Source organism: Streptomyces sp. NBC_00483, from assembly GCF_036013745.1.
Taxonomy (GTDB): Bacteria; Actinomycetota; Actinomycetes; order Streptomycetales; family Streptomycetaceae; genus Streptomyces.
The window spans coordinates 6,490,327-6,517,225 of sequence record NZ_CP107880.1; the positions used below are offsets into that span (position 1 = coordinate 6,490,327).

Genomic DNA, 26,899 nt, shown 5'->3' on the forward strand with positions numbered 1-26,899 from the left:
GTCTCGGGGACACGCGACTCAGGCATACGACGCGCAACCGCAGAGGTGAGCACGTGAAGGCCATCCGTCGATTCACCGTCCGACCGGTCCTGCCCGAACCCCTCGCTCCGCTACAGGACTTGGCGCGCAATCTGCGCTGGTCCTGGCATGCGGGGACCCGTGACCTGTTCGCCGCGGTGGACCCCGACCGCTGGGCCGCGTCCGACGGCGACCCGCTGCGGCTGCTCGGCAGCGTGCCGCCCGAGCGGCTCGCCCGGCTCGCGGGCGACGAGGACTTCCTCGCGAGGCTGAGCGAGGTCGCCGACGATCTGCGCGGCTATCTGCACGACGACCGCTGGTACCAGGAGCGGGCGCGACAGTCCCAACTACCGGCGGGAATCGCCTACTTCTCGCCCGAGTTCGGCATCACGGCCGCGCTCCCGCAGTACTCGGGCGGCCTCGGGATCCTCGCCGGCGACCACCTCAAGGCCGCGAGCGACCTCGGGGCACCGCTGATCGGCGTAGGACTGCTGTACCGGCACGGCTACTTCCGGCAGTCGCTCTCCCGGGACGCCTGGCAGCAGGAGACATATCCCGTCACCGACCCGAACGAGCTGCCGTTGACCCTGCTCCGGGAGCCCGACGGCACCGCGGTGCACCTCGCGCTCGCCCTGCCCGGCGGGCGCCGGCTGTTCGCGCGCGTGTGGCAGGCGCAGGTGGGGCGGGTGCCGCTGCTCCTCCTCGACTCGGACGTCGAGGAGAACGACGCCCACGAACGGGATGTGACCGACCGGCTCTACGGCGGCGGCAGCGACCACCGGCTGTTGCAGGAGATGCTGCTGGGGATCGGTGGGGTCCGCGCCGTCCGCGCGTACTGCCGGCTCACCGGACATCCCGAACCCGAGGTCTTCCACACCAACGAGGGGCACGCGGGCTTCCTCGGCGTGGAGCGGATCGCCGAACTCGCCGAGCGGGGAACGGACTTCGACTCCGCGCTCGAAGCGGTGCGGGCGGGCGCCGTCTTCACGACGCACACCCCCGTACCCGCCGGCATCGACCGCTTCGACCGGGAGCTCGTCGCCCGCCACTTCGGCGCCGCGGCCGAGCTGCCTGGCCTCGACGTGCAGCGCATACTCGACCTCGGCATGGAGACGTACGCGGGCGGCGACCCGAACGTCTTCAACATGGCGGTGATGGGGCTGCGGCTCGCGCAGCGCGCCAACGGCGTCTCCACGCTGCACGGCTCCGTCAGCCGGGACATGTTCGCCGGGCTGTGGCCGGGATTCGACGTCGAGGAGGTGCCGATCGCCTCCGTGACCAACGGCGTGCACGCACCGACGTGGGTCGCCCCCGAGGTGTACCGGCTCGGAGCGCGGCAGATCGGGGAGCGGCGCACCGAGGACGCCCTGTCGGTCGGCGGCTCGGCCCGCTGGGACGCCGTCGGCGAGATCGCCGACCGGGACATCTGGGAGCTGCGCGGCGAACTGCGCCGGCAGCTCGTCGACGAGGTGCGCGAACGGCTCGCCGCGTCCTGGCGGCAGCGCGGCGCGGGCGCGGCCGAACTCGGCTGGATCGACGGCGTGTTGGACCCGAACGTGCTCACCATCGGCTTCGCGCGCCGCGTGCCCTCGTACAAGAGGCTCACGCTGATGCTGCGCGATCCGGACCGGCTGATGCGGCTGCTGCTCGACGAGGAGCGGCCGATCCAGATCGTGGTCGCGGGCAAGGCGCACCCGGCCGACGACGGCGGCAAGCGGCTCGTGCAGGAGCTGGTGCGGTTCACCGACGACCCGCGGGTGCGGCACCGCATCGTCTTCCTGCCCGACTACGGGATGGCGATGGCGCAGAAGCTCTACCCCGGCTGCGACGTCTGGCTGAACAACCCGCTGCGGCCGCTGGAGGCCTGCGGGACCTCCGGCATGAAGGCGGCCCTCAACGGCTGCCTCAACTTGTCGGTCCTGGACGGCTGGTGGGACGAATGGTTCGCGCCCGACTACGGCTGGGCCATCCCGACGGCCGACGGAACGGCCACCGACGAGCACCGGCGCGACGACCTGGAGTCGGCCGCGCTGTACGACCTCCTGGAGCGCCGGGTGACGCCGCGCTTCTACGAGCGCGGCCCCGAAGGGCTGCCCGACCGCTGGATCGAGATGGTCCGCCAGACCCTCACGCACCTCGGCCCGAAGCTCCTCGCGGGGCGTATGGTCCGCGAGTACGTGGACCAGCTGTACGCCCCCGCCGCCGGGTCCGCGCGCGCCCTCACCCCGGATGCGGCACGGGACCTCGCGGCGTGGAAGGCGCGGGTCCGCGCCGCCTGGCCGCGCGTCACCGTCGACCATGTGGAGGCCTCGGCGGGCGGCGCCGAGCTGGGTGCCACCCTCGGCCTCCATGTCCGGGTCGCGCTCGGTGAGTTGGGCCCCGACGACGTCGAGGTGCAGGCCGTGGCGGGACGGGTCGACACCGAGGACCGGATCACCGAGCCGACGACGGTGCCGCTGAAGCCTGTCGGCGGGCCGGACGGGGAGGGGCGCTGGGCGTACGAGGGGCCGCTCGCCCTCGACCGTAGCGGCCCCTATGGGTACACCGTCCGTGTGCTGCCGGCGCATCCGCTGCTCGTGTCGGCGGCGGAGACGGGGCTTGTTGCCGTGCCGACGGAGGCGACGCAGGAGGGGGCCGGGGTGTTGTTGCGGTGAGATCGTACGGGGGCGGGGCCCGGGGCTCTGCCCCGGGCCCCGCCCCCCTTGGGGCTCAATTGGTGCTTACGGGAACGTCAGCTTGAAGCTGTTGATGTAGCCCGTGTCCTGCTGGCCGAGGTCCTGGACCTTCAGCTTCCAGGTGCCGTTCGCGGTCTCCGCGGAGGCGTTGACCGTGTACGTGGTCTGGATGTTGGGCGTCGGGTCGTACGCCGAGCTGTGCAGCCGGTACGTGCGGCCGCTCGGGCCGACCAGGTCCACCTGGAGGTCACCGCTCCACGTGTGCACGATGTCGACGCCGACCTTCAGGGTGGAGGGTGCCGCGCCGCTCACGCCGGTGACCGCGACGGACGACGTGACGGCGGCCCCCGGGGAGTCGGGGATCGTCACGTTCGCGTCGTTGGTGAACGTCTTGCCGGTGCCCGGGTCGCCGCCGCCGGACCGGGCGCCTACGGCCACCCCGGCCCACGCGTCCTGCACGGCCTTGTACTCGGCGGACGTCGTCCCGTACAGCTCACCGGCGGCCGCGAGGGTGCCGGTGCGGGCGCCCGCGTAGTTCGTCGTCGACGTGAACTTCGTGGACAGCGCCTTGAACCAGATCAGCGCCGCCTTGTCGCGGCCGATGCCGGTGACCGGAAGGCCGTCGGAGGTCGGCGAGTTGTAGGTCACGCCGTTGATCGTCTTCGTTCCGCTGCCCTCGCTGAGCAGGTAGAAGAAGTGGTTCGCCGGGCCCGACGAGTAGTGCACGTCGACGCCGCCGATGCCCGAGTACCAGGCGTCCTTGGACGCGCCGTCCTTGCTCGGCTTGTCCATGTAGCGCAGCGGCGTCCCGTTGCCATTGATGTTGATCTTCTCGCCGATGAGGTAGTCGCCCACGTCGGTCGAGTTGTTGGCGTAGAACTCCACCGTGGAGCCGAAGATGTCGGACGTCGCCTCGTTCAACCCGCCCGATTCACCGGAGTAGTTGAGGCCCGCGGTGTTCGACGTGACGCCGTGCGTCATCTCGTGCGCGGCCACGTCGATCGACGTCAGCGGGTGCGTGTTGCTCGTGCCGTCGCCGTACGTCATGCAGAAGCAGCTGTCGTCCCAGAACGCATTGACGTACGCGTTGCCGTAGTGGACCCGGCTGTATGCGCCGACGCCGTCACCGCGAATGCCGGACCTGCCCTGCACGTTCTTGTAGTAGTCCCAGGTCAGCGCGGCGCCGTAGTGCGCGTCGGCGGCGGCCGTCTCGGTGTTGGTGGCGGCGCCGTTGCCCCACACGTCGTCGGCGCCGGAGTAGAGGGTGCCCGTCCCCGACGTGCCGCGGTTCAGGTTGTACGTCTTGTGGGCGCCGCGGGTGGTGTCGTTCAGCGTGTACGAGGAACCGGACTGCGCGGTGCCGAGGATGACGGTGCCGCTGTACTGGGTGTTGCCCGTGCCGGTCTCGATCGCCTGCCACTCGTGGAGCTTCTTGCCGGTGGTGGCGTCGGTGATGACGTGCAGCGCGTTCGGGGTGCCGTCGTCCTGGAGGCCGCCGACGACGGTCTCGTACGCGAGGGTGGGCTGCCCCTTGGTTGCGCCCTGGCCGAGCCAGACGACCTTGCGGGGCGCCTTGTCGGCCTCGGTCTTCTTCGAACCGTCGGCCTTCGCGAGCTTCAGGGCCTGGGTCTCGGCGGTGGCCGGCTTCACGTCGGGGGTGGTGTCGACGTTCTTGAGGTCGGCCTTGGCGGCCTTGGTGACGTCCTTGGCCTTGCCGGACTTCGTGGCTTCGACGATCAAGTCGCCGCCCAGGACGGGGAGTCCGCCGTAGGTGCGCTCGTAGCGGGTGTGGGTGGTGCCGTCCTTGTCCTGGAGGACGTCCCGTACGACGAGCTTCTCCTGCTTGCCGAGGCCGAGGTCCTTCGCGGTGTCGGCCTTGCCGGCGTTCGCCTCGCGTATCAGCTCGGCGCGTTCGGCGGGGGAGAGCTTGGCGGGGAGGGAGCCGGGGTCGGCGCCGGTCGCGTCCGCGGTGGCGGGGAGGGTCTGGAAGGTGACCGTCAGCAGGGCGGCGACGGTGCCGGCGGCGATGGCCGTGGCCCGGCGTCGGGGTGAGCCGGGTCTGAGGGAGCCTGTGTTCTTGCGCAACGCTGAACTCCTTCTGCATGGCCGCGAGTTGGGTGTGCGGCCAGTGGGGAACGGGCGGCGGGTGGCCGGCCCGGCAGAGCGCAGTGCGGAGTGGTGCGGTTCGGAAGCGTGGCATTGGGCGGGTGGGTGTGTCAGGAGCCCGTCAACATGTTGGCCGGAAATCGTTCGGTCTCCGGTGGGGACCGTTCGATAACCGTTGAACCGATCAAGCCCCGCCGGCGATTGAGGCGCGGGGTCCGGGGCAGAGCCCCGAGACCGCAACACATGTGTGGCGAGATCAGCCGACGACGCTCTCGCGCCATGCCCGGTGTAGGTCCGCGAACTCGCCGGTACCCGCGATGAGTTCCTCCGGTGACCCGTCCTCGACGACCCGGCCCTCCGCCATCACCAACACCCTGTCCGCGATCTCCACCGTCGACAGGCGGTGGGCGATGACGACGGCCGTGCGGCCGTGCAGCACCGTCTGCATGGCCCTTTGCACCGCACGCTCGCCGGGGATGTCGAGGGAGCTCGTCGCCTCGTCGAGGATCAGGACCGCGGGGTCGGCGAGGAGGGCGCGGGCGAAGGCCACCAGCTGGCGCTGGCCTGCCGAGATCCGGCCGCCCCGCTTGCGGACGTCCGTGTCGTAGCCGTCCGGGAGCGCCGCGATGAAGTCGTGGGCGCCGATGGCCTTCGCGGCCTGTTCGATCTCCTCGCGGGTCGCCTCGGGGCGGCCGATCGCGATGTTCTCGGCGACCGTCCCGGAGAACAGGAACGCCTCCTGCGTCACCATCACCACGCTGCGCCGCAGCTCGGCGTTGGAGAGTTCGCGCAGGTCCATGCCGTCGAGGAGGACCTCGCCGTGCGAGGGGTCGTAGAGGCGGGCGAGGAGTTTGGCGAGGGTCGATTTGCCGGCTCCCGTCGAACCGACCACCGCCACCGTCTGTCCTGCCGGCAGTGTCAGGTCGAAGCGGGGGAGGACCTCGCCGCCGGTGCGGTAGCCGAAGGAGACCGACCGGAAGTCGACCTCGCGGCCCGGCTGTTCGCTCTCCCGGGCCGTCAGGGAGCGCGGCGTGGCCGGTTCCGGTACCGAGGGCGCCTGGACGAGGAGGCCCGCGATCTTCTTGAGGGACGCGGCCGCGCTCTCGTACGCGTTGAGGAACATCGCCAGGCGGTCGATCGGGTCGTACAGGCGCCGGATGTAGAGCACCGCCGCCGCCAGTACGCCGAGTTCGAGCGTGCCGCCCGCGACCCGGTACGCGCCCCACAGCACCATGCCCGCCACCGCCGTGTTCGCGAGCAGCCGGGAGCCGATCACGTAGCGCGCCATCTCCAGCATCGCCGTGCCGTTGGACCGCTCGTGCCGGTGGTTGAGGCGCGCGAAGTGCTCGTCGTTGGCCTGTTCACGGCGGAAGGCGCGTACGGGGCGGATGCCGTTCATGGTCTCGACGAACTTCACGATGACCGCGGCGATCGCGGAGGAGCGCTCCGCGTACGCTCGCGCCGCCCGCTGCCGGTACAGCTTGATCATGACGTACAGCGGCGCGAAGGACAGGGCCGCGACCGAGCCGATGCCGAGGTCGAGCCAGAGCAGCATCGCCGTGATGTAGATCGATCCGACGACGACGTTGACCAGTTCCTGGAGGCCCTCGCTGAGCAGTTCGCGCAGCGCCTCGACGTCCGTGGTGGCCCGCGAGATGACCCGGCCCGACGTGTACCGGTCGTGGAAGTCCACGCTCAGCGCCTGCGCGTGCCGGAAGATGCGGCCGCGCAGGTCGACCAGCACGTTCTGGCTGACGACGGCGGAGAGCCGGATGTACGCGTACACGAAGGCCGCCGAGCCGACCGCGCAGAGCAGGAAGCCCGCGCCGACCGCGACCAGCGGCCCGTAGTCGTGCGCCCGGAACGCGGGGACCGCGCTGTCGATGGCGTACGCGACGATCAGCGGGCCGGACTGTACGGCGGCCTGTTGCAGGAGCAGGGCGAGGACGGTGAGGGCCACCGTGCGGCGGTGGGGCGCGAGCAGCGAGCGCAGCAGGCCGCCCGTCGCGCCCTCGGGTGTCGGCAGGTCGTCCTGGTCGAACGGGTCGCCGGGGGAGGGGAGTTGGATGTTCTCCGGGTCCTGGGCCTCGCCCTGCGTGCCCGTCTTGTCGTTCGGCTTCGTGGTCGTCGTCATACGCGTTCCGTCTCCGTCCCCGAGCCCGTCTCCTCGGTGTGCTCGCCCGACATCAGATGTCTGTACTCGGCGTTCTTGCGCAGCAGTTCGTGGTGGGTGCCCACCGCCGTGATCCGGCCATCGGACAGCAGCGCCACCCGGTCGGCGAGCAGCACCGTGGACGGCCGGTGCGCGACCACGAGCGCCGTGCTGTCGGCGAGCACCCGGCGCAGCGCCGCCTCCACCGCGGCCTCCGTGTGCACATCGAGCGCGGACAGCGGGTCGTCGAGGATCAGGAAGCGGGGCGTGCCCACGACGGAGCGGGCCAGGGCGAGGCGCTGGCGCTGGCCGCCGGACAGGCTCAGGCCCTGCTCGCCGACCTCCGTGTCGACGCCGTGGGGCAGCCGGTTCACGAACCCGGCCTGCGCGACGTCGAGCGCCTGCTCCAGCTGCGCGGGTTCCGTGGCCGCGGGGGCGCCCATCAGGACGTTCTCCGCGACCGAGGCGGAGAACAGGGTGGGTTCCTCGAACGCCACGGACACCAGCTCGCGCAGCTCGGCGCGCGGCATCGCGGTGATGTCGCGGCCGTCGAGCGTGATGCGGCCCTCCGTCACGTCGTAGAGCCGGGGCACGAGCGCGGTGAGCGTGGTCTTGCCGCAGCCGGTCGAGCCGACGAGCGCCATGGTCTCGCCGGAGCGGATGTGCAGGTCGACGCGGGCGAGGGTGGGGGTGGAGTCCTCGGCGGCGTCGGGGTAGCGGAAGGCGACGCCCTCGAACCGCAGCCCGTCGTCAGCGTGTTGGCCCGCGTCCGGGGCCGCGTCCGCGTCCGCGAGGACGCGCGGGTCCTCCGGATCCGAGTCCATCACCTCGAAGTACCGCCGCGTCGCCGTCGCCGCCTCCTGGCTCATCGCGAGCAGGAAGCCGATGGACTCGATGGGCCAGCGCAGCGCGAGCGCCGTGGACAGGAATGCGACGAGCGTGCCCGCGGACAGCGAGCCGTCGGAGACCTGGATCGTGCCGATCACCAGGGCCGCCCCGAGCGCCACCTCGGGAAGCAGCGTGATCACCGTGAGGATCCCGGCGAGCAGCCGCGCCTTGACCAGTTCCGTGCCGCGCACCGTGCGCGCCAGGTCGCGGAAGGCGCGCGCCTGGCTGCGGTGCCGGCCGAAGCCCTTGATGACGCGGATGCCGAGGACCGACTCCTCGACGACCGTCGTCAGATCGCCGACCTGGTCCTGGGCGCGCCGCGAGGCCTTCGCGTACCCGTCCTCGAAGCGGTAGCAGAACGCGATCAGCGGGACGGCCGGGGCGAGCAGCACGAGGCCGAGCCCCCAGTCCTGGACGATGAGTACGGAGAGGCCGGCCAGGATCGTCACCCCGTTGACGATCAGGAACGTCAGCGGGAAGGCGAGGAACATCCGCAGCACCATCAGGTCCGTCGTGCCGCGCGACAGCAACTGGCCCGAGGCCCACCGGTCGTGGAAAGAGACCGGGAGCCGCTGCAGATGCCGGTACAGATCGGCCCGCAGCGCCGCCTCCACCCCCGCGAGCGGCCGCGCCACGAGCCATCTGCGCAGCCCGAACAGGAGCGCCTCCGCGATGCCGAGCGCGAGCAGCACCCCGGCGCCCAGCCACACCCCGCCCGGGTCCCGCTCGGTCACCGGGCCGTCCACGATCCACTTCAGGACCAGCGGGAAGACCAGCGCCAGACACGACGCGAGCACCGCCACGAACGCCGCGCCCGCCCACCGCGCACGCACCGGACGCACGTACGGCCACAGCCGCAACAGCGTCCGCACGGCGGAGAGTTGACCGGTCGTCTCTGTGGTGGCACGTGTAGTCGTCGGCATCAGGGGCGAGCCTACGGTTTGCCACTGACAACGCCCACCGAGTTTCGGACGGTACGACTCCGGGGGCCGGTGGTCGTACCGTCCGACCCTGGTGGTCGTACCGCTCGGCCCCGGTGGTCGTACCGCCCATCAACCGATCGGTTGATGCGTGCTCGAGCGCGTTGGCCGATGCCCCGGCAGGGCCCGCGCGGCGACGCTTGATGCCATGACCACCACCACAGCACCGCTCATCGAGGTCGCCGGGCTGCGCAAGACGTACGCCGGGCGGGCCGTCGTCGACGGGGTGTCCTTCACCGTCGGCGAGGGCGAGATCTTCGGGATCCTCGGGCCGAACGGAGCCGGCAAGACCACCACCGTCGAATGCGTCGAGGGACTGCGCGCGGCCGACGAGGGGCACGTACGGGTCGCGGGGCTCGATCCCGTACGCGACCACGCACAGGTCACCGGGATCCTCGGCGCGCAGCTCCAGGAGAGCGAGATCCAGCCGAAGCTGACCGTGAAGGAGGCGCTGGAGCTGTATTCCGCCTTCTATCCCGCGCCCCTCGACTGGCGGCCGCTCGCCGACCGGCTCCGCCTCACCGACAAGCTCGGCACCCGCTTCGCGAAGCTCAGTGGCGGACAGAAGCAGCGCCTGTTCATCGCGCTCGCCCTCGTCGGCAACCCCCGCGTCGTCGTCCTCGACGAGCTGACCACCGGGCTCGACCCGCGCTCGCGTCGCGACACCTGGGAGCTCATCGAGGAGGTGCGCGACAGCGGCGTCACCGTCCTCCTCGTCACGCACTTCATGGAGGAGGCGCAGCGGCTCTGCGACCGGATCGCCGTGATCGACAGGGGGCGGGTCGCCGCGCTCGACACCCCGGCGGGCCTGATCAGCCGGGCCGCCGGGTCGACCGTCATCTCGTTCAGCCCGTCCGCGCCGCTGGACGAGCGTGAGCTGGCCGGGCTGCCCGCGGTCACGTCCGTGGACCACAAGGACGGCCGCGTGACCCTCAACGGCACCGACGAGACGGTCACCGCCCTCCTCAGCTTGCTTGCACGCCAGCACATCACCGCCCACCAACTCCGCGTGTCCGACGCCACGTTGGACGACGCGTTCCTCGACCTCACGGGAGCCGGCCAGTCATGAGCACCGTCACCGCGCCCACCACCACAGCCGTCCCGGCCGACCGGGCATCCGTCGACCGGGCCGTCCTCAAGGCCGAGTTCACGCTGTTCCGGCGCGAGGCCGGCAGCCTCGTCGGGATTCTGCTGTTCCCCGTCGTCCTGCTCGTGATCCTCGGCTCCATCCCGGCCTTCCGGGAGACCGACGCGGGGCTCGGCGGCATCCGGCTCGTCGACGCGTACGTCCCCGTCACCGTGCTGCTCGGCATGATCGCGGGCGGCATCCAGTCGATGCCGCCGATCATCACCGGGTACCGCGAGCGCGGCATCCTGCGCCGGATGTCGACCACGCCGGTGCGGCCGACGGCCGTCCTCGGCGCGCAGATGGGCATCCACGGTGTGGCCGTCCTCGTGTCCGTCGCGATCTGTCTCGCGGTCGGCCGGCTCGCCTTCGACGTGGCGCTGCCGCGGCAGATCGCGGGCTATCTGCTCGCCCTCGTCCTGTCCGTCGTCGTCTCCCTCGCCCTCGGCGCGGTGATCGCCTCCCGGGCCCGTACGACGAAGATCTCCAACGCGATCGGCTCGGTCGTCTTCTTCCCCGCGATGTTCTGCGCGGGCGTCTGGCTGCCGGTGCAGGCGATGCCGGACACCCTGGCCCACATCGTCGAGCTGACGCCGTTCGGCGCCGCGGCCCAGGCCCTCAACCAGGCCGCTGCGGGCGACTGGCCGGCCTGGTCACACCTGCTGGTGCTCGCCGTCTGGGCCGTGGGCCTGACCGGCGTGGCCGCGCGCTGGTTCCGCTGGGAATGACCGGTCCGCCGGCAGTGACCGTTCCGGTGGCAATGACCTTGGAGGCGGGTGTGGTCGCGCAGACTGTGGACATGGACGAGCGGGACACACCGGAGGCGGGGGACGAACTCGGCCGCGCCGTGGAGGACGTCGAGCAGCGGTGGCGGGACTTCCACCGCCTCTCCCCGCTGACCCTGCTCGGCATCGGCGTGCTGCTCGCGGTGGCCACGAACACGATGTTCAAGGTGAGCGAGACCGGCTGGTACGCGATGGTGGGGCTCGTCGCGGGCGCCGCGGTCCTGGAAGGGATCGCCATCCGGGCCGGCCTCGCCCGCAAGGGTCCTTCGGTGGCGGGCACCGTCTACTACGGCCTGCGTTGGGCGCTCGCCTTCGGCCTGGCCTGGATCAACCCGCTCTTCGCCTTCTACGCGGCCATCGGCTACTTCGGCGCCGACCGCTTCCTCCTGCCCCGCCTGGTCAAATTCGGCCTCGCCGCGTCCGCCGTGATCCTGGCCGGGTCCCAGTCCGGCGGCCTGCCGCCCGAGAACGCGGGGCAGTGGGCCTTCTTCGGCGCGCTGTACGCGATCAACATGGCGCTGGTGGCCGCCATGGTCCACCTCGACTCGAAGGAGCGCGAGCGCACCCTCGCCCAGGTCGCCACCATCGCCGAGCTGGAGCACACCAACCGGGCGCTCCAGGACGCGCTCGACGAGAACGCCGCGCTCCAGGCCCAACTCCTCGTCCAGGCGCGGGAGGCGGGCGTCTCCGACGAGCGCCGCCGGCTCGCCGCGGAGATCCACGACACCATCGCCCAGGGCCTGACAGGGATCATCGCCCAGCTCCAGGTCGTCGCGAACACCCCCGACCAGGAGCAGGCCCGCGAGCACCTCGACCGTGCCGCCGATCTCGCCCGGCACAGCCTCGGCGAGGCCCGCCGCTCCGTGCACAATCTGGCGCCCGCCGCCCTGGACGACGCGACGCTCGCCGAGGCCCTGAAGAAGACCGTCGAGGACTGGTCCGCCCGCACCGGCGTCCGCGCCGACTTCACCCTCACCGGCACGGCGGAGCCGCTGCACGAGGAGATCGGGGCGAGCCTGCTGCGGATCGCCGAGGAGGCGCTGTCCAACGCGGCACGGCACGCGGCCGCCACCCGCGTCGGCGTCACCCTCTCCTTCATGGCGGGCGAGGTCACCCTCGACGTACGGGACGACGGCCGCGGCTTCGACCCGCTCTCCGTACCGGCCCGCTCAGGGGCCGGCGGCTTCGGCCTCGACGGGATGCGGGCCCGCGCCGAGCGGCTCGCGGGCGGCGTCACGGTCGAGTCGGAGGAAGGCGGCGGCACGGCGATCTCCGCTCGCGTACCTTTGGTGCGCCATGACTGACCCTGCGCCCGACCCTGTGACCGGCCCCGCGACCGGCCCCGTGATCACGCTCCTGATCGTCGACGACCACCCCGTCGTACGCGACGGTCTGCGCGGCATGTTCGAGTCGACCACCGGTTTCACGGTCCTCGGCGAGGCGGCGAACGGGGTGGAGGCCGTCGCCCGCGCCGCCGCGCTCGACCCGGACGTCGTCCTCATGGACCTGCGCATGCCCGGCGGGGGCGGCGTCGACGCCATCAAGGAGCTGACCCGCCGCGGCGCCCGCGCCCGCGTCCTGGTCCTCACCACGTACGACACGGACTCCGACACGCTGCCCGCGATCGAGGCGGGCGCCACCGGCTACCTGCTCAAGGACGCCCCGCGCGAGGAACTCTTCACGGCGGTACGGGCCGCTGCCGACGGCCGCACCGTCCTCTCACCGGCCGTCGCGTCCCGCCTGGTCACGGCCGTGCGCACGCCCGCCGCGCCCGCCGACGAGACCCTCTCGGCCCGCGAGCGCGAGGTCCTGGTCCTGGTGTCCAAGGGCACATCGAACAAGGAGATCGCGCGTGAGCTGTTCATCAGCGAGGCGACGGTGAAGACCCATCTCACCCACATCTACGGCAAGTTGGGCGTGAAGGACCGCGCGGCGGCGGTGGCGGTGGCGTACGACCGCAGGATCCTCGGCTAGCTAACGGATCTGCTCAGGAGTCACGGTCACCCATCGCTTGTCGGCGGTGACCTTCTGCCCGAGCTCCTTCTGCCGCTTCACCCCGTCCGCCTTCATCCCGTTCAGCTCCTTCATGGAGCTGTCCTTGCGGTTGACCCAGACGCGGACGCCGCCGTGCGCCACGTCCACCGACCGGAACAGCATCGGGCCGTCGCTCTTGGGCGTGTCCCCGGCCGCGAGGATCGGCTTCTTCCAGGCGTCGATGTACGTACTGATGGCGGCGGGCTTGCCCTCGTACCAGGTCGCCGGAGCCCACAGGTTCGGCGTCAACTCCCGGTCCTCCAGGGCCTTCTGGTCGAACGTCCCGGCCGCGATCTCCTTGCGGGAGCTCGTGACGTCACCCGTCTTGCGGTCCTTGAGCAGGGCGGCGACCCCGAGCACGTTCTCGGGCTTCACGTCGTAGCCGTACTTCGGGTCGCCGAGCACCATGCGGACGAGGTCCTCGCTCGCGGCGCTCACCACGTACACCTCGATGCCGTGCGAGCGCAGCGCGTGGTACAGCTCCCGCATGCCGTCCGAGAACTCCGGCGGCTCCGCACCGCCCGGCAGCGGCTTGTCGTAAGCGAGCAACTCGTCGACGTAGCCCTTGAGTTGCTTGAGCGTGAACCCGGAGAAGATCTGCGCCGCCCACGGATAGCAGACCTGGTCGTCGACCTCGCACAGCCGGTTGTAGTACTCGGTCAGGGTCTCCTTGTGCGTCGCCGTGTCCTTGAAGGGGATCACCTTCAGCGACGGGTCCATCGTGTCCCGCGTCAGGACGCCCTTCATCTCCAGGAAGGGCAGCAGCGACTCCTCCAGGTCGTTGCGGTACGTCGTGTTGTCCGCGTCGAAGGTCGCGTACGCGCCCTGGTGCTCGTGCGCCGCGATCACCCGGGCGAGCTGCTTGGCCTGCGGTCTCGGCCAGTGCTTCAGCTGGGCGGCCACCGCGCGTACGTCACCGGAGGTGGTGGCGGACGCGTCGGCGCCCGGCCACAGCACGGTCGTGGCGACGGCGGCGGCGAGGGCGGCGCCCGCGGTGGCGAGCAGGAGGGGCTTCTTGCGCAGGGAGTCTGCCTTGGTGAAGTTCACGACTGGCCACCGTAGGGCGGGCAGGTGCCGCCCGCCATGATCGAATTCACCGTGTGTGACCGGCATGTACCCGGCGGGTACGGGTAGCCGACAGGCGCCCGGCACGGCACCGCGCCGGACCCCATACTGAAGGCATGAGCACCGGCTCCCAGGAGTTCGTGCGCGCGACTCCACGGCCTGGCGGCCCGATCGTCTCAGCGGTCGGCTATCGCACCCGTGGCCTGCCTCCCGCGCTCCACCGCGGCCTGCCCTCCCCGTACCTCACGGTGATCTTCACTCTCGACGAGCCGGTCGTCGGCGGCCACACCCCCGAGGAGGCCCTGGGCCCCGACGCGGTCCGCACGGACATCGTCGTGGGCGGGCTGCACCAGAGCCCCGAGTTCATCGCGCAGTCGGGGTCCGAGGGCGGCATCCAGCTCGCCGTGCACCCTCTCGCGGCCCGCGCGCTGCTGGGGGCGCCCGCGGCCGACCTCGCGGGGCCCGTGGCGGTCGAGGGCGCGGACGTGCTCGGCCGGACGGCGGCGCTCGTACGGGAGGAGCTGGCCGAACTGGACGACTGGCGGGCCCGCTTCGAGCTCGTCTCCGACTACGTGACGCGGCGGACGGCCGAGGACCCGCTGGCCGGCGTGCGCCCCGAGGTCGCAGAGGCGTGGACCTGGCTCGCCCGGCACCGCGGCGCGGGCACCCTGAAGGGGCTCGCCGCGCACGTCGCCCTCAGCGAGCGCCGCCTCACCACGCTGTTCCGCGCCGAGACGGGCCTCAGCCCCAAGCAGGCCGCCCGCCTGATGCGCTTCCAGCACGCGAAGGCCGCCGTCGTCCGCGCCGTGGCCGCGGGCGCCCCGCCGGACCTGTCCCGCGTCGCCGCGGAGCACGGGTACTGCGACCACTCGCACCTGGTCCGCGACTTCCGCCAGTACACGGGCCTGAGCCCGACCGGCTGGCTCGCCGAGGAGTGCCGAAACATCCAAGCCGGGGGACACCACAACGGCGAAGACTCGGAGCCATGAACACCACACAGAGCACCCAGCAGAGCAACCAGCAGACACCCCGCGAGCCCGCCGTCTGGCCCACTCTCCAGGCGACCGACGCGCCCGCGCTCATCGACTTTCTCGTCGGCACCGTCGGCTTCCTGCGCACCGCCGTCTACGAGGACGGCGACCGCGTCGCCCACGCCCAGCTCGACTGGCCCGAGGGCGGCGGGATCATGCTCGGCTCCCACAAGCCGGACGCCGAACCGGGCACCTGGTGCGTCGAGCCGGGCACCTTCGGCGGCTACGTCGTGACCGCCCGGGTCGACGAGCTGTACGAGCGGCTCGTCGACGCGGGCGTCAAGATCCTCCGCGAGATCGAGGACCAGCCGTACGGCAGCCGCGAGTTCGCGATCACCGACCCGGAGGGCAACAAGTGGTCCTTCGGCACCTACGCGGGGGAGCCGCGCCCCCAGGGCGCTACGTCCTGACCTTCAGAAGCAGCACCGTCCTGGCCTCCACCGTGACCGTGGCGCCGGCCTCGTGCAGCACGGCCGGCGCCGCGCCCTGCTCCTCCTCGCCGGTGTCCACCACCACCTCGTACGACCTGGCCCAGGGCTCGCCCGGCAGCACGAAGCTCTCGGCCCGGTCGCCCGCGTGCAGGACCGCGAGGAAGCTGTCGTCGGTGATGGGCTCGCCCCGGGCGTCCCGGCCAGGGATGTCGCGCCCCGACAGATACATGCCGACCGTGGCGGCGGGCGCGTACCAGTCGCCCTCCGTCATCTCGGTGCCGCGCGAGGTGAACCACGCCAGGTCCCGCAGCCCGTCCGCCGAGTGCGCGCGCCCCGAGAAGAACGCGCGGCGCCGCAGCACGGGGTGCGCGTGCCGCAGCGCGACGAGCCGTGCGGTGAGGGCGAACAGCTCCCGGCAGCCGGGGTCGTCGAGAAGCCCCCAGTCCACCCAGCTGATCTCGTTGTCCTGGCAGTACGCGTTGTTGTTGCCGCGCTGCGTGCGCCCGAACTCGTCGCCCGCCACCAGCATCGGCACCCCGGTCGACAACAGCAGCGTCGTCAGGAGATTGCGCAACTGCCGTCTGCGCAGGGCCCGTACATCCGCGTCGTCGGTCTCGCCCTCGACGCCGCAGTTCCACGACCGGTTGTCGTGCGTGCCGTCCCGGTTGCCCTCCCCGTTGGCCTCGTTGTGCTTCCGCTCGTACGACACGAGGTCGCGGAGTGTGAAGCCGTCGTGGGCGGTGATGAAGTTGACCGAGGCGTAGGGCCTGCGCCCGCCCCACGCGTACAGGTCGCTCGACCCCGACAGGCGATACCCCAGGTCCCGTACGTCGGGCAGCGCGCCGCGCCAGAAGTCGCGGACGGCGTCGCGGTAGCGGTCGTTCCACTCCGTCCACAGGGGCGGGAAGGAGCCGACCTGGTAGCCGCCCGAGCCGACGTCCCACGGCTCGGCGATCAGCTTCACCCGGCGAAGCACCGGGTCCTGCGCGATGACCGCGAGGAAGGGGGAGAGCATGTCGACGTCGTGCATGGAGCGGGCGAGCGCCGCGGCTAGGTCGAAGCGGAAGCCGTCGACGCCCATCTCCGTGACCCAGTACCTGAGCGAGTCCGTGATCAGCCTCAGCACCTGCGGCTGCACCACGTGCAGCGTGTTGCCGCAGCCCGTGTAGTCGGCGTAGCGGCGCGCGTCGTCCTGGAGGCGGTAGTAGCCGCGGTTGTCGATGCCCTTCAGGGACAGCATCGGGCCCAGCTCGCCGGCCTCCGCCGTGTGGTTGTAGACCACGTCGAGGATGACCTCGATCCCCGCGTCGTGCAGCGCCCGCACCATCCGCTTGAACTCACCCACCTGCTGCCCGCCCGTGCCGGACGCCGCGTATCCCGCGTGCGGGGCGAAGTAGCCGATGGAGTTGTAGCCCCAGTAGTTGCGCAGGCCCCGGCGCAGCAGATGGTCCTCGTGCGCGAACTGGTGCACCGGAAGCAGCTCCACCGCCGTCACCCCGAGATTCACGAGGTGCTCGATCGCGGCGGGGTGCGCGAGCCCCGCGTACGTACCCCTCAACTCCTCCGGAATCCCCGGGTGTTGACGCGTGAAGCCGCGCACGTGCACCTCGTAGATCACCGAGTCCGCCCAGGGCGTCTTCGGGCGCCGGTCGTCCACCCACTCGTCGCCGGACGCGTCGTCGTGCACGACCACGCCCTTCGGGACGTACGGCGCCGAGTCCCGATTGTCGCGCACCGTGTCGGCCACATGCTGCTCGGGCCAGTCCCGTACGTGCCCGTAGACCTCGGGCGGCAGCCCGAACTCGCCGTCCACCGCCCGCGCGTACGGGTCGAGCAGCAGCTTCGCCGGGTTCCAGCGGGCGCCCGTCCACGGGTCCCAGCGGCCGTGCACCCGGAAGCCGTAGCGCTGTCCCGGAAGCACTCCCGGCACGAAGCCGTGCCAGATCTCGTGCGTCAGCTCGGTGAGAGCAGCCCGGCGTTCACGTCCTTCCTCGTCGAACAGGCACAGCTCGACGGACTCGGCGCCGCCCGCCCACAGGGCGAAGTTGGTGCCGGCCACACCCTCCGGTCCGACCCGGAAGCGGGCGCCGAGCGGCACGGGCGTGCCCGGCCACACCGGCTCCAGCGGGGACACGTGCTCCCGCTCGCGGCCGCGACCGGTGAACGGGGCGGGCAGCGCTCTGCCATTGCCCGCGCGCGGCGCGCTCTGAACTGCCTCCTGCTCGGGTGCGCTCGACACCTGACGGCCTCCCGCGGCTCCACGACTCATGGGCAGCGGGGCGTGCGGCGTCCCGGCCGCGCTCCCCCTGCTTCCTCCCACTGTTCTGCCCAGAGCTTCGCTCGCACTCACGTTTCCCCAGCGGGGGGCACGTCGTTGGCTCTGGCGTGAGAACAGCTGTGAGGCGTGCGCGGCACGCAGGGGCGACCTTGGGCGCCGTACTGACCTGGGCAGGACTGATGGGCACGCTCGCCGGATGCGGCGGCGACACGACGTTCGGAAAGCCGCGGTCCGCGAAGGAACTGATCCGGGTCACGCCCGACGACGGGGCGAAGGGCGTGCGGGCGGGCGGAAGGCTTCAAGTCACCGTTCCCGAGGGCCGGTTGGAGTCGGTCAAGGTCGTCAGGGTCCAGGACGCGCAGGAGCGGTCCGTGCCGGGCCGCCTGGAGCGGGACTCGATGCGCTGGCGCCCCACGGGCCCCGGCGCGGACCGCTTCGCGCTCGCCGCGCAGTACAAGGTCGACGCGGTCGCCATGGACGGCCACGGGCGCCGGGTGGCCCGGCACACCACGTTCAAGACGTACGTTCCCGCCAAGCGCTTCATCGGCTACGTCACGCCCGAGCACCGGGCCCAGGTCGGCACCGGCATGATCGTGAAGGTCGCGTTCAACCGGGAGATCGAGAACCGGGCCGCCGTGCGGCGCGCGATCAGGGTCACCGCCGAACCCGGCGTGGAGATCGCCCCGCACTGGTTCGGCAGGAGCCGCCTCGACTTCCGGCCGAAGAACTACTGGAAGCCGGGCACCGAGGTCACCGTCGACCTGGGCCTGCGCGACGTACAGGCGGCGCCCGGCGTCTACGGCCTCCAGGACAAGGCGTTCACGTTCACGGTGGGCCGCAGCCAGGTCAGCGTGGTGGACGCGGCGTCGCACACCATGCGCGTGCACAGGCGCGGCAAGCCGATGGAGACCGTGCCGATCACCGCGGGGGCGCCGGGCTCGACGACGTACAACGGAAAGATGGTCGTCAGCGAGAAGCTCGACGTCACCCGCATGGACAGCCGCACCGTCGGCTTCGGCGGCGAGTACGACATCCCGGACGTCCCGCACGCCATCCGGCTCACCGACTCCGGCACGTTCCTGCACGGCAACTACTGGTCGGACGGCGTCTTCGGCCGCAGCAACGTCAGCCACGGCTGCGTAGGACTGCGCGATGTGAAGGGCGGCGGCTCCCGGACCCCCGCGGGCCGCTTCTTCGGCCGCAGCCTGATCGGAGACGTGGTGGAGGTCAGGAACAGCGCGGACAAGAAGGTCGCGGCCGACAACGGGCTGGGTGGCTGGAACATGGACTGGACGCGCTGGAAGGCCGGAGGAGCGGTTACGTCCTAGCCGAAAGTCGGGCATCCTGCCCGCTGTTGGGACTGAACGGTGACATCTCTGGGGATCCGTTCTCCCAGGTCGTGTGGTTATCTTTCGCAGTGCGCGCGTTGCAGGCGCGGTAGTGCGGGCCTTGGGGGCAAGGCCGTGCGAGGGGAGAAAGATCTTGAACGGGCGACGACCGATATCCGCGTTTCTGCTGGGAACGGCACTCTTCCTTGTCACCGCATGTGGCGGTGGTGGCGGTGGATCGGGTGACGACAAGGGGGATTCCGGCCAGGCGGCCGACAAGGAGTCGCAGGCCGTGGTGGCGGTGGCGCCCAAGAACGGCGCCGACGGCGTCGCGACCAGCGGGGCCCTGAAGGTCACCGCGGACAAGGGCAAGCTGACCGAGGTGAAGGTCGCCGACACCAAGGGCAACGAGGTGCAGGGCGCGATAACCGGCGGCGGCAGCAGCTGGACCCCGGCGCGGCACCTCGCCGCGTCGACCGAGTACAAGGTGCACGCGGTCGCCAAGGACAAGGCCGGCCGCGAGTCCGCCAAGGACTCCACGTTCACCACGCTCACCCCGAAGAACACCTTCATCGGCACGTTCACCCCGGAGGACGGCTCGAAGGTCGGCGTCGGCATGCCGTTCTCGATCCGCTTCTCGCGCGGCATCACGCACCCCGAGGACGTCGAGAAGGCGATATCGGTCAAGGCCGAGCCCTCCGTCCCGGTCGAGAGCCACTGGTTCGGCAACGACCGCATCGACTTCCGCCCGGAGAAGTACTGGGCGAAGGGCACCAAGGTCACGGTCAAGCTGAACCTCGACGGCGTCGAGGGCCGGCCCGGTGTCTACGGCAAGCAGGTCAAGACCGTGAAGTTCACCGTCGGCCGCAGCCAGATCTCCACGGTCGACGCCAAGACCCACATGATGACGGTCAAGCGCGACGGCAAGACCATCAAGAAGATCCCGATCACCACGGGCAAGCCGGGCTACGAGACCTGGAGCGGCACGATGGTGATCAGCGAGCGGCTGCGTGTGACCCGCATGAACGGCGAGACGGTCGGCTACGGCGGCGAGTACGACATCAAGGACGTCCCGCACGCCCAGCGCCTGACCGACTCCGGCACGTTCATCCACGGCAACTACTGGGGCGGCGGCACCTTCGGCAACGTCAACTCCAGCCACGGCTGCATCGGCCTGCGCGACGTCCGCGGCGGCTACGACAAGAAGGTCCCGGCGGCCTGGTTCTTCGACCAGTCGATGACGGGCGACGTGGTGGTGGTCAAGAACACCCACGACAAGACGGTCGACGCGGGCAACGGCCTGAACGGTTGGAACATGTCTTGGGCGGACTGGAAGAAGTAGACACCTTCAGCCCCGCCGGCGATTGAGGCGCGGGGTCCGGGGCAGAGCCCCGCGACCCTGCCGCCGGTGGCCCGCACCCATCCGCTGGGTACGCTGCGCCGCATGACCGTTCACCTTGAAGTAGCCGACGGCGTCGGGACCATCCGCCTGGACCGCCCCCCGATGAACGCCCTGGACGTCGCCGTCCAGGACCGCATCAAGGAACTCGCCGAGGAGGCCACGACCCGGGACGACATCCGGGCCGTGGTCGTCCGCGGCAGCGAGAAGGTGTTCGCGGCCGGCGCGGACATCAAGGAGATGCGGGAGATGGACCACGCGGCCATGGTCGCGCGATCCCGCGGACTTCAGGACTCGTTCACCGCGGTCGCCCGCATCCCGAAGCCCGTCGTCGCCGCCGTCACCGGCTACGCGCTGGGCGGCGGCTGCGAACTGGCGCTGTGCGCCGACTTCCGGATCGCCGCCGACAACGCCAAGCTCGGGCAGCCGGAGATCCTGCTCGGCCTGATCCCCGGCGCCGGCGGCACCCAGCGCCTGTCCCGGCTCGTCGGCCCGTCCAAGGCCAAGGACCTGATCTTCACGGGCCGCCAGGTGCGGGCCGACGAGGCGCTCACCCTCGGGCTCGTCGACCGGGTGGTCCCCGCGGCCGAGGTCTTCGACGCCGCGAACGCCTGGGCGGGGCAGCTTGCCAAGGGGCCCGCGATCGCGCTGCGGGCGGCGAAGGAGTCGATCGACACGGGCCTGGAGACGGACCTCGACACGGGTCTGGCGATCGAACGCAATTGGTTCGCAGGCCTGTTCGCCACACAGGACCGGGAGACCGGGATGCGCAGCTTTGTGGAAGAAGGCCCGGGTAAGGCGAAGTTCGCCTGACAGGTGTCCGGTCGCCCCTCGGACGACCCGTCAATTGCCTTTCAGGCAAACCGAGTTGATCAGTTCGCTCGTTCGGGGAGCATTATCCGAACCTTAAGCGAGCCTTAAGCGCGTTCGGCCGCAAACGATCAACTGCGACCTTCGCGCGCGGAGTTGTTCCAGGTCAGCCTGGGTGTAAACACCCCTGTACTGCCAAGGGCATATGCCCAAACGGCCCTCCGGAACGAAGCGTTCCGGGGGGCTTATTCCGTCGGAACGGCCCCACGGGGGGCTCCATGGCCCCATCATGGAGCCATGGCGGGGCTTGAGGGTGTGGAACAACCGCGGCGGCACGGGAGTGCGACCGCGGCGCGCTGGTCTCCCGCGGTCGAGGACGAACACGCCCTGAGGGCACTGGAGTTGTTCGGAAATCCGGCCGAGGCGGAGGTGTCACTGCCGTCGCGCCCCGAGTCGGCCGCGACCGCACGACGGCTCGCACAGGTGGTCGTCCTGCGCCACTGGGGCCTCTCCCCGAAAATGACCGAGGACGGCGTCCTGCTCGTCTCCGAGCTCGTCGGCAACGCGGTGCGGCACACCGGTGCCCGCCACTTCGGCCTGCGCATGCTGCGCCGCCGCGGCTGGATCCGCATCGAGGTGCGCGACCCGTCCCGCGGCCTGCCCTGCCTGATGCCGGTGCACGAGCTCGACATCTCCGGGCGCGGCCTCTTCCTCGTCGACAAGCTCTCCGACCGCTGGGGCGTCGACCTGCTGCCGCGCGGCAAGACGACCTGGTTCGAGATGCGCGTCGCCGACCGCTGACCCCCGTATGTCTGCGTACATAGCCATTCGCATACGCGAGGGGCGCCGCGGGGTGTGGACCTGACGACCGGCGAAGCCTTGGGTGAGGCGGGAGTGGTGGAGCGGGCCGGCTGGCTCACCACGCTGGTCGGCGAGATGGTCGAAGGGTTGGTCAGCGCACACTGGACACAGGCTGATCTGGCTCAACTGGCCTCCGGAGTCGACCGGTTCGGGGTGGCGTTGCCGTCGCAGGCGTGGATGGCGTTGCGCCGCCTGGGCTGGGGTTCGGTGGCACCGGAGGGTGTGTACGTGTCCGATCGGGTGGCGCGGATGGTGCAGGAACAGGCGGGCCGGGTCTTGAGGTCGGCCTGGTGGCGCGCCCAGCTTGCCGATGCGGTGCTGGCGACCTGGCCCGCCGATCCCGACCGCCGCACGACGCAGGAGTGGGAAGCGCTGCGGGCCGCGCTGCCCGATGGCAGCGGTGCGGTGGCATCCAGTGTGCTGAAGGCCCGCACCCGGCAGATCGCCGCCCACAGGGCCCGGCACGACTCGCTTCCGGCGGGGCTGACCGAGTGCGAGGACGTCCCGCGGGTAGGTGGGCAGGTGCTGCTGGCCGCCGTCGACCGTCGGATGGCCGTTCTGGAGCGCTGCGATCAGGACCCGGTCCGCTATGCGGTGCTGACTGTGCGGCTGCCAGTGCGGCCCGACCCTATGACCCGGACAGACTGGCATCCGGTGCGTCTCCGTTTCCGCCTGCCTCCGCATGTCCCCGCGGCCGCGGTGCTGTGCCCGCCCACCCTGCGGATCCGCCAGGGCCGCCTGCTGCTGGACGTGCCCTACGCCCACCCGGTGCCCAAGACCGAAAAGTCGGGTCATCGGGTGGCCGTGGCCTTCGATTGGGGACTGAACACCCTGTTCACCGGCGGCCGCCTGCACCTCTCCGACGAGGCCCAGCCCCGCGTGGTCACCGAGAGGCGGCCGCTGTTCTTCCGCGCGGACGGGGTGCTGGCCAAGACCGACCGGCTGCGCGTCCAGGGCGAGCACCTGCATACCCGCATCACTGCGCTCGATACCCTGACCGCGTCCCGCACCGCACGCGGCCTGCCCCCGGATCCGTGGGTGCGCGGCAAGCTTTCCGTTCTGGAGGCGGAGAGGGAGCGGGTCGGCCGCAAGCGGTCTCGCCTCAACGCGCATCTGGCGCGGGCGGCGGCCCGGTTCATGGTCGACCACGCGCGGGCGGCCGGGGCGAGCGTCATCTATCTGGAGGATCTGCGGGACATGGAGGCCCGCGACAGGGGCCGCACGCTGAACACCCGGCTGTCTCAGACGGTGCGCGGCGCGATCGTCACCCACGCCCGGCATCAGGCCGCCGTCCACGGCATCGCGGTGGTGATCGTCCCGCCGCGCGGCACGTCGAAGTACTGCCCGCGCTGCCTCACCGCCTTCCGTCACCACCGCGCCCCGGATGACCCCCGCCCCGGGTGGGCGTGGGCGAGCTGCCCGAACACTGCCTGCGGGTACAGCACCGGCCGGGATCAGGCCGCCTGGCAGCGGATCGGTGCCCGCGGGCTGACCCACCAGCACGCCACCTGCCCCGATCGCACCAGCGGCACCTATGTGATCCGCGGCGTCATCGAGGCCCTGGACCGCGCCAGTGCGGTCCACCCGCAGACTCCGGACCGCACCAAGAGCGGTCCGACAACCAGACGCCCTGTGCCCGGCAAGCGGCGCAGGGTCCCCGCCCCACCCGATACCCCCACCCCCGCCCCGGCGGGGACGGCGGGTCCGGGTGGCAAGCGTCCGGCGGGGCGGCTCCCCACGCACCCGACACGCCGCAGCCAGCGGTGGCCACGGCAGCAGGGCCCGACCACGATTGGCACCCCTACACGGCCACCCCGGCCGAGCGGGGCACGACTCGGGGCAGGCTTCCACCGCCACGCCCACACCACACCCACCCGAAGGCAGAGGTGGCCGTGGCCGAGTCCCCCTCCCGGACCATCCCGAACACCCGGGATGACTCAGGAAGCCCAAGCCAATTAGAGACGCTTGAGTCTCCACCCACTGGAAGGCCCAGACTCCTCGACATGATCGACGACGGCCCGCAGCTGCTCACGATCGGACAGCTGGCACGCCGCACCGGCCTCACGGTGCGCACCATCCGGTTCTGGTCCGACGAGGGCGTCCTGCACCCCATGGCCCGCAGCGAGGGCGGCTACCGGCTCTACGACGCCGAGTCCGTGGCCCGCCTGGAGCTGATCCGCACCCTGCGCCAGCTGGGCCTCGGCCTGGACGACGTACGGAAGATCCTTTCCGGGGACCGGGACATCGCGTCCGTCGCCGCCGCGCACGTGGCGGCGCTCGACGCGCAGATCCAGGTGCTGCGGCTCAACCGGGCCGTGCTGTCGACCGTCGCGAAACGCAATTCGAGCGCCGAGGAGATGGCCCTGATGAACAAGCTGGCACGACAGTCCGCCGCCGAGCGCAAGCGGATCATGGACGACTTCGCCGAGGAGATGCTGCACGGCCTGGACACCGTCGACCCGGCGGTCCAGGAGCGGATGCGGAACATGAGCGCGGGCCTGCCGGACGACCCGTCGCCCGAGCAGGTCGACGCCTGGGTGGAGCTGGCCGAACTGCTCCAGGACCCGGCGTTCAAGGCCCGCATGCGGCAGGCCACCGAGTACAACGCGGCCGACCGCACCCCCGAGGACGCGGCCGGCTCGTCCATGGTGTTCCTGCAGAAGCTGGTCGCGCTCGCGGGCGACGCGGTGCGGGACGGGATCGACCCGCAGTCGACCGCCGCGGAGCCGGTGTTGCAGGAGTTGCTCGGCGACGCGGACCGGTCCGCCGTCCTCGACCGGCTGCTCGCCACGATGGACGACAAGGTGGCCCGCTACAGGGAACTCCTCGGCGTTCTGAAGGGCGGCACCCCCGAGCACCCGTACCGCGAGGAGTTCGCCTGGGTACTCGCCGCACTGCGCGCTCACGCCTCCGGATAATCTGACCCCCGTCAATACGGCAGTACGAAAATCGAGGGGTGACCCGGTGGCGGACATCGAGGAAGCACGCAAGGCGTTCGATCGGTTCGACGCGGACGGCGACGGCTTCATCACGGCGGCCGAGTACAAGAGCGCCATGGCGCAGATGGGCGACTTCAACGTCACGGACTCCGTGGCCGAGGTGCTCATCGCCGGGCAGGACGCCAACGGGGACAAGCAGCTCTCGTTCGACGAGTTCTGGGCCAACCTGAACAAGTGAGCCCGGACACCAGTGGGGCGTGCGCGCGGCGCACGCCCCACTGGTGTCTCACGCCCCGGCCGCGGCCCTGTTCACCGCCGACAGCACCGCCCGTACGGAAGCGGCCAGCACCGACGTGTCACGGCCCGCGCCCCACACCGGCACCCCGCCGACCCGGCAGTGCGCGAACGCGACGGTCTCGGCCTCCCGCCCCGCCGTCAGCGCGTGCTGGGTGTAGTCCAGGACGTCCACGTCCCGGCCGGCCGCCGCGAGCGCGTCCGCGAAGGCCGCCAGCGGGCCGTTGCCCTTGCCCTCCAACTCCCGTGCCTCACCGTCGACTTCGAGCGTGCACGTGAAGCGGTGCACGGCGCCGTCCTGCCGCGCCGACCAGCCGTCGGCGAGCGCCACGGGCCCGGTGACGTCCAGATAGGCCGCACGGAACAGGGCGTACAGCTCGTCGGGCTCCGCCTCGCGGCCGCTGTCGTCCGTGGCCTCCTGCACGATCCGCGCGTACTCGGGCCGCAGCGCCCGCGGCAGGTCGACGCCGTGGTGCTCCTTCAGCAGATACGCCATCCCGCCCTTGCCCGACTGCGAGTTGACGCGGATCACGGCCTCGTACGTACGCCCCACATCGGCCGGGTCGATCGGCAGATACGGCACGTTCCACGGCTCGTCCGGGTGCGCGGCGCGGTGCGCGAAGCCCTTGGAGATGGCGTCCTGGTGGGTGCCGGAGAAGGCCGTGTAGACGAGCTCGCCGCCGTACGGGTGCCGGGGGTGCACCGGCAGCCGGTTGCAGAACTCGACCGTCTCGCGCACCGCGTCGATGTCCGAGAAGTCGATCATCGGGTCGACGCCCTGCGCGTACAGGTTCATGGCGAGGGTGACGAGATCGACGTTCCCCGTCCGCTCGCCGTTGCCGAACAGGCAGCCCTCCACCCGCTGCGCCCCTGCCAGGACCGCGAGTTCGGCGCAGGCGACGCCGGTGCCGCGGTCGTTGTGCGGGTGCACGGAGAGGATGACGGACTCGCGGCGGGCGAGGTTCCGGTGCATGTACTCGATCTGGTCGGCGTACACGTTCGGCGTCGAGATCTCGACGGTCGTCGGCAGATTGTGGGTCACCGGGCGCTCGGAGCTCGCGTCCCACAGCTCGGTCAGCCCGTTGCACACCTCAAGGGCGAAGTCCGGCTCGGTGACGTTGAAGGTCTCCGGGGCGAACTGGAAGCGGATGTGCGCGTCCGGTCGGGCGTCGGCGAGGCGGGCCATGTGCGCGGCGGCCTCGCGGACGGTGCGCTGGATCTCGGCCCGCGTCATGCCGAGCACGACGTCGCGCCACGTGGGGGAGGTGGGGATGTAGAGGTGCACCACGGCGCGCGGCAGCCCCTCGATCGAGGCGAAGGTCCGCTCGATCAGATCCGGCTTGGCGGGCGTGAACACGACGGGGGTGACGTCATCGGGCACGGCGCCCGCCGCGACCTGCTCGGCCAGGTGACGTACGAAGTCGAAGTCCGTCCGGCTCGCCGACGGATAGCCGACCTCGATCTCCTTGAAGCCCATCCCCACCAGCAGATCGAAGAAGCGGCGCTTGCGGGCGGTGTCCATCGGCTCGGCGAGCGCCTGATTGCCGTCGCGCAGATCGACGGGCACCCACAGCGGCGCCTCTGTGAGCCGCTTCGACGGCCAACTCCGGTCAATCGCAGGGATGTTGACGCGCTCGTGGTCGGGCCGGTAGCGGTGATACGGCATCGGGCCCGGGGTCTGTGGATTCCAGCGGTACAT

General features: G+C 71.2%; 20 protein-coding genes. 14 read left to right on the forward strand and 6 right to left on the reverse strand.

What is annotated here, in order from left to right; genetic code table 11:
• The first annotated feature begins 53 nt into the window (after positions 1-53).
• Positions 54-2,672, forward strand: a complete 2,619-nt coding sequence (glgP, locus tag OHA73_RS29240; RefSeq protein ID WP_327656514.1) for an alpha-glucan family phosphorylase — start codon at positions 54-56, stop codon at positions 2,670-2,672.
• A gap of 66 nt (positions 2,673-2,738) precedes the next feature.
• Here glgP and OHA73_RS29245 read toward each other — a convergent pair whose 3' ends face one another.
• The 3 genes from OHA73_RS29245 to OHA73_RS29255 form a co-directional block, all read right to left on the reverse strand.
• Positions 2,739-4,778: a M4 family metallopeptidase gene (locus OHA73_RS29245; RefSeq protein WP_327656515.1), complete on the reverse strand. Its 2,040-nt coding sequence runs from the start codon at positions 4,776-4,778 to the stop codon at positions 2,739-2,741.
• Positions 4,779-5,055: 277 nt separating this feature from the next.
• Positions 5,056-6,933: an ABC transporter ATP-binding protein gene (locus OHA73_RS29250; RefSeq protein WP_327656516.1), complete on the reverse strand. Its 1,878-nt coding sequence runs from the start codon at positions 6,931-6,933 to the stop codon at positions 5,056-5,058.
• Positions 6,930-8,762 (reverse strand): ABC transporter ATP-binding protein, encoded by a 1,833-nt coding sequence (locus tag OHA73_RS29255; protein ID WP_327656517.1) that lies wholly within the window; start codon positions 8,760-8,762, stop codon positions 6,930-6,932. Before OHA73_RS29255 ends, OHA73_RS29250 begins: the two co-directional genes overlap by 4 nt.
• A gap of 205 nt (positions 8,763-8,967) precedes the next feature.
• Here OHA73_RS29255 and OHA73_RS29260 point away from each other — a divergent pair, with 205 nt between their 5' ends.
• The 4 genes from OHA73_RS29260 (at position 8,968) to OHA73_RS29275 (ending at position 12,704) form a co-directional block, all read left to right on the forward strand.
• Entirely contained in the window at positions 8,968-9,888 is a 921-nt protein-coding gene (locus tag OHA73_RS29260) for an ABC transporter ATP-binding protein (RefSeq protein ID WP_327656518.1), read from the forward strand.
• The gene (locus OHA73_RS29265) at positions 9,885-10,673 is read left to right on the forward strand and encodes an ABC transporter permease (RefSeq protein ID WP_266714281.1); all 789 of its coding nucleotides are present in this window, start codon (positions 9,885-9,887) and stop codon (positions 10,671-10,673) included. Before OHA73_RS29260 ends, OHA73_RS29265 begins: the two co-directional genes overlap by 4 nt.
• Before the next feature lie 71 nt (positions 10,674-10,744).
• Positions 10,745-12,034: a sensor histidine kinase gene (locus OHA73_RS29270; protein WP_327658547.1), complete on the forward strand. Its 1,290-nt coding sequence runs from the start codon at positions 10,745-10,747 to the stop codon at positions 12,032-12,034.
• A complete protein-coding gene (locus OHA73_RS29275) occupies positions 12,027-12,704 on the forward strand; it encodes a response regulator transcription factor (protein ID WP_327656519.1) in 678 nt (225 codons plus the stop codon). The genes OHA73_RS29270 and OHA73_RS29275 overlap by 8 nt, the downstream gene beginning before the upstream one ends.
• Here OHA73_RS29275 and OHA73_RS29280 read toward each other — a convergent pair whose 3' ends face one another.
• Positions 12,705-13,811 carry a haloacid dehalogenase-like hydrolase gene (locus tag OHA73_RS29280; RefSeq protein WP_327656520.1) on the reverse strand — a complete coding sequence of 369 codons (1,107 nt, stop codon included), beginning with the start codon at positions 13,809-13,811 and terminating at the stop codon, positions 12,705-12,707.
• Positions 13,812-13,945: 134 nt separating this feature from the next.
• On the opposite strand from OHA73_RS29280, the gene OHA73_RS29285 reads away from it, so the two are divergent.
• Together OHA73_RS29285 and OHA73_RS29290 are read left to right on the forward strand one after the other, a co-directional pair.
• Complete coding sequence (locus tag OHA73_RS29285; protein ID WP_266714283.1) at positions 13,946-14,818, forward strand: AraC family transcriptional regulator; 873 nt, start codon at positions 13,946-13,948, stop codon at positions 14,816-14,818.
• Positions 14,815-15,270 (forward strand): VOC family protein, encoded by a 456-nt coding sequence (locus OHA73_RS29290; RefSeq protein ID WP_327656521.1) that lies wholly within the window; start codon positions 14,815-14,817, stop codon positions 15,268-15,270. Before OHA73_RS29285 ends, OHA73_RS29290 begins: the two co-directional genes overlap by 4 nt.
• On the opposite strand, the gene glgX is transcribed toward OHA73_RS29290, so the two are convergent.
• Positions 15,260-17,530 carry a glycogen debranching protein GlgX gene (gene glgX / locus OHA73_RS29295; protein WP_327656522.1) on the reverse strand — a complete coding sequence of 757 codons (2,271 nt, stop codon included), beginning with the start codon at positions 17,528-17,530 and terminating at the stop codon, positions 15,260-15,262. The genes OHA73_RS29290 and glgX overlap by 11 nt on opposite strands.
• 146 nt (positions 17,531-17,676) lie before the next feature.
• Here glgX and OHA73_RS29300 point away from each other — a divergent pair, with 146 nt between their 5' ends.
• From OHA73_RS29300 to OHA73_RS29330, 7 genes are all read left to right on the forward strand, one after another.
• The gene (locus OHA73_RS29300) at positions 17,677-18,897 is read left to right on the forward strand and encodes a L,D-transpeptidase (protein WP_327656523.1); all 1,221 of its coding nucleotides are present in this window, start codon (positions 17,677-17,679) and stop codon (positions 18,895-18,897) included.
• Between the two features lie 154 nt (positions 18,898-19,051).
• Positions 19,052-20,239 carry a L,D-transpeptidase gene (locus tag OHA73_RS29305; protein ID WP_327656524.1) on the forward strand — a complete coding sequence of 396 codons (1,188 nt, stop codon included), beginning with the start codon at positions 19,052-19,054 and terminating at the stop codon, positions 20,237-20,239.
• Positions 20,240-20,341: 102 nt separating this feature from the next.
• The gene (locus OHA73_RS29310; RefSeq protein ID WP_327656525.1) at positions 20,342-21,109 is read left to right on the forward strand and encodes an enoyl-CoA hydratase/isomerase family protein; all 768 of its coding nucleotides are present in this window, start codon (positions 20,342-20,344) and stop codon (positions 21,107-21,109) included.
• A gap of 294 nt (positions 21,110-21,403) precedes the next feature.
• The gene (locus tag OHA73_RS29315; protein WP_323179586.1) at positions 21,404-21,907 is read left to right on the forward strand and encodes an ATP-binding protein; all 504 of its coding nucleotides are present in this window, start codon (positions 21,404-21,406) and stop codon (positions 21,905-21,907) included.
• Positions 21,908-21,961: 54 nt separating this feature from the next.
• Entirely contained in the window at positions 21,962-23,926 is a 1,965-nt protein-coding gene (locus OHA73_RS29320; RefSeq protein WP_327656526.1) for a zinc ribbon domain-containing protein, read from the forward strand.
• Positions 23,927-23,970: 44 nt separating this feature from the next.
• Positions 23,971-24,885, forward strand: a complete 915-nt coding sequence (locus OHA73_RS29325) for a MerR family transcriptional regulator (protein ID WP_327656527.1) — start codon at positions 23,971-23,973, stop codon at positions 24,883-24,885.
• A 46-nt stretch (positions 24,886-24,931) separates the two neighbouring features.
• Positions 24,932-25,144, forward strand: coding sequence for an EF-hand domain-containing protein (locus OHA73_RS29330; protein WP_267069175.1), 213 nt, complete (start codon positions 24,932-24,934; stop codon positions 25,142-25,144).
• 48 nt (positions 25,145-25,192) lie between these two features.
• On the opposite strand, the gene leuA is transcribed toward OHA73_RS29330, so the two are convergent.
• Positions 25,193-26,899 carry a 2-isopropylmalate synthase gene (leuA, locus tag OHA73_RS29335; RefSeq protein WP_327656528.1) on the reverse strand — a complete coding sequence of 569 codons (1,707 nt, stop codon included), beginning with the start codon at positions 26,897-26,899 and terminating at the stop codon, positions 25,193-25,195.

What these genes read in the sequence shown, in the direction of transcription:
- OHA73_RS29250 (WP_327656516.1), bottom strand. Translation starts at nt 6,933, where the DNA reads ATGACGACGACCACGAAGCCGAACGACAAGACGGGCACGCAGGGCGAG.
- OHA73_RS29255 (WP_327656517.1), bottom strand. Translation starts at nt 8,762, where the DNA reads ATGCCGACGACTACACGTGCCACCACAGAGACGACCGGTCAACTCTCC.
- OHA73_RS29260 (WP_327656518.1), top strand. Translation starts at nt 8,968, where the DNA reads ATGACCACCACCACAGCACCGCTCATCGAGGTCGCCGGGCTGCGCAAG.
- OHA73_RS29265 (WP_266714281.1), top strand. Translation starts at nt 9,885, where the DNA reads ATGAGCACCGTCACCGCGCCCACCACCACAGCCGTCCCGGCCGACCGG.
- OHA73_RS29270 (WP_327658547.1), top strand. Translation starts at nt 10,745, where the DNA reads ATGGACGAGCGGGACACACCGGAGGCGGGGGACGAACTCGGCCGCGCC.
- OHA73_RS29275 (WP_327656519.1), top strand. Translation starts at nt 12,027, where the DNA reads ATGACTGACCCTGCGCCCGACCCTGTGACCGGCCCCGCGACCGGCCCC.
- OHA73_RS29285 (WP_266714283.1), top strand. Translation starts at nt 13,946, where the DNA reads ATGAGCACCGGCTCCCAGGAGTTCGTGCGCGCGACTCCACGGCCTGGC.
- OHA73_RS29290 (WP_327656521.1), top strand. Translation starts at nt 14,815, where the DNA reads ATGAACACCACACAGAGCACCCAGCAGAGCAACCAGCAGACACCCCGC.
- OHA73_RS29310 (WP_327656525.1), top strand. Translation starts at nt 20,342, where the DNA reads ATGACCGTTCACCTTGAAGTAGCCGACGGCGTCGGGACCATCCGCCTG.
- OHA73_RS29315 (WP_323179586.1), top strand. Translation starts at nt 21,404, where the DNA reads ATGGCGGGGCTTGAGGGTGTGGAACAACCGCGGCGGCACGGGAGTGCG.
- OHA73_RS29325 (WP_327656527.1), top strand. Translation starts at nt 23,971, where the DNA reads ATGATCGACGACGGCCCGCAGCTGCTCACGATCGGACAGCTGGCACGC.
- leuA (WP_327656528.1), bottom strand. Translation starts at nt 26,899, where the DNA reads ATGTACCGCTGGAATCCACAGACCCCGGGCCCGATGCCGTATCACCGC.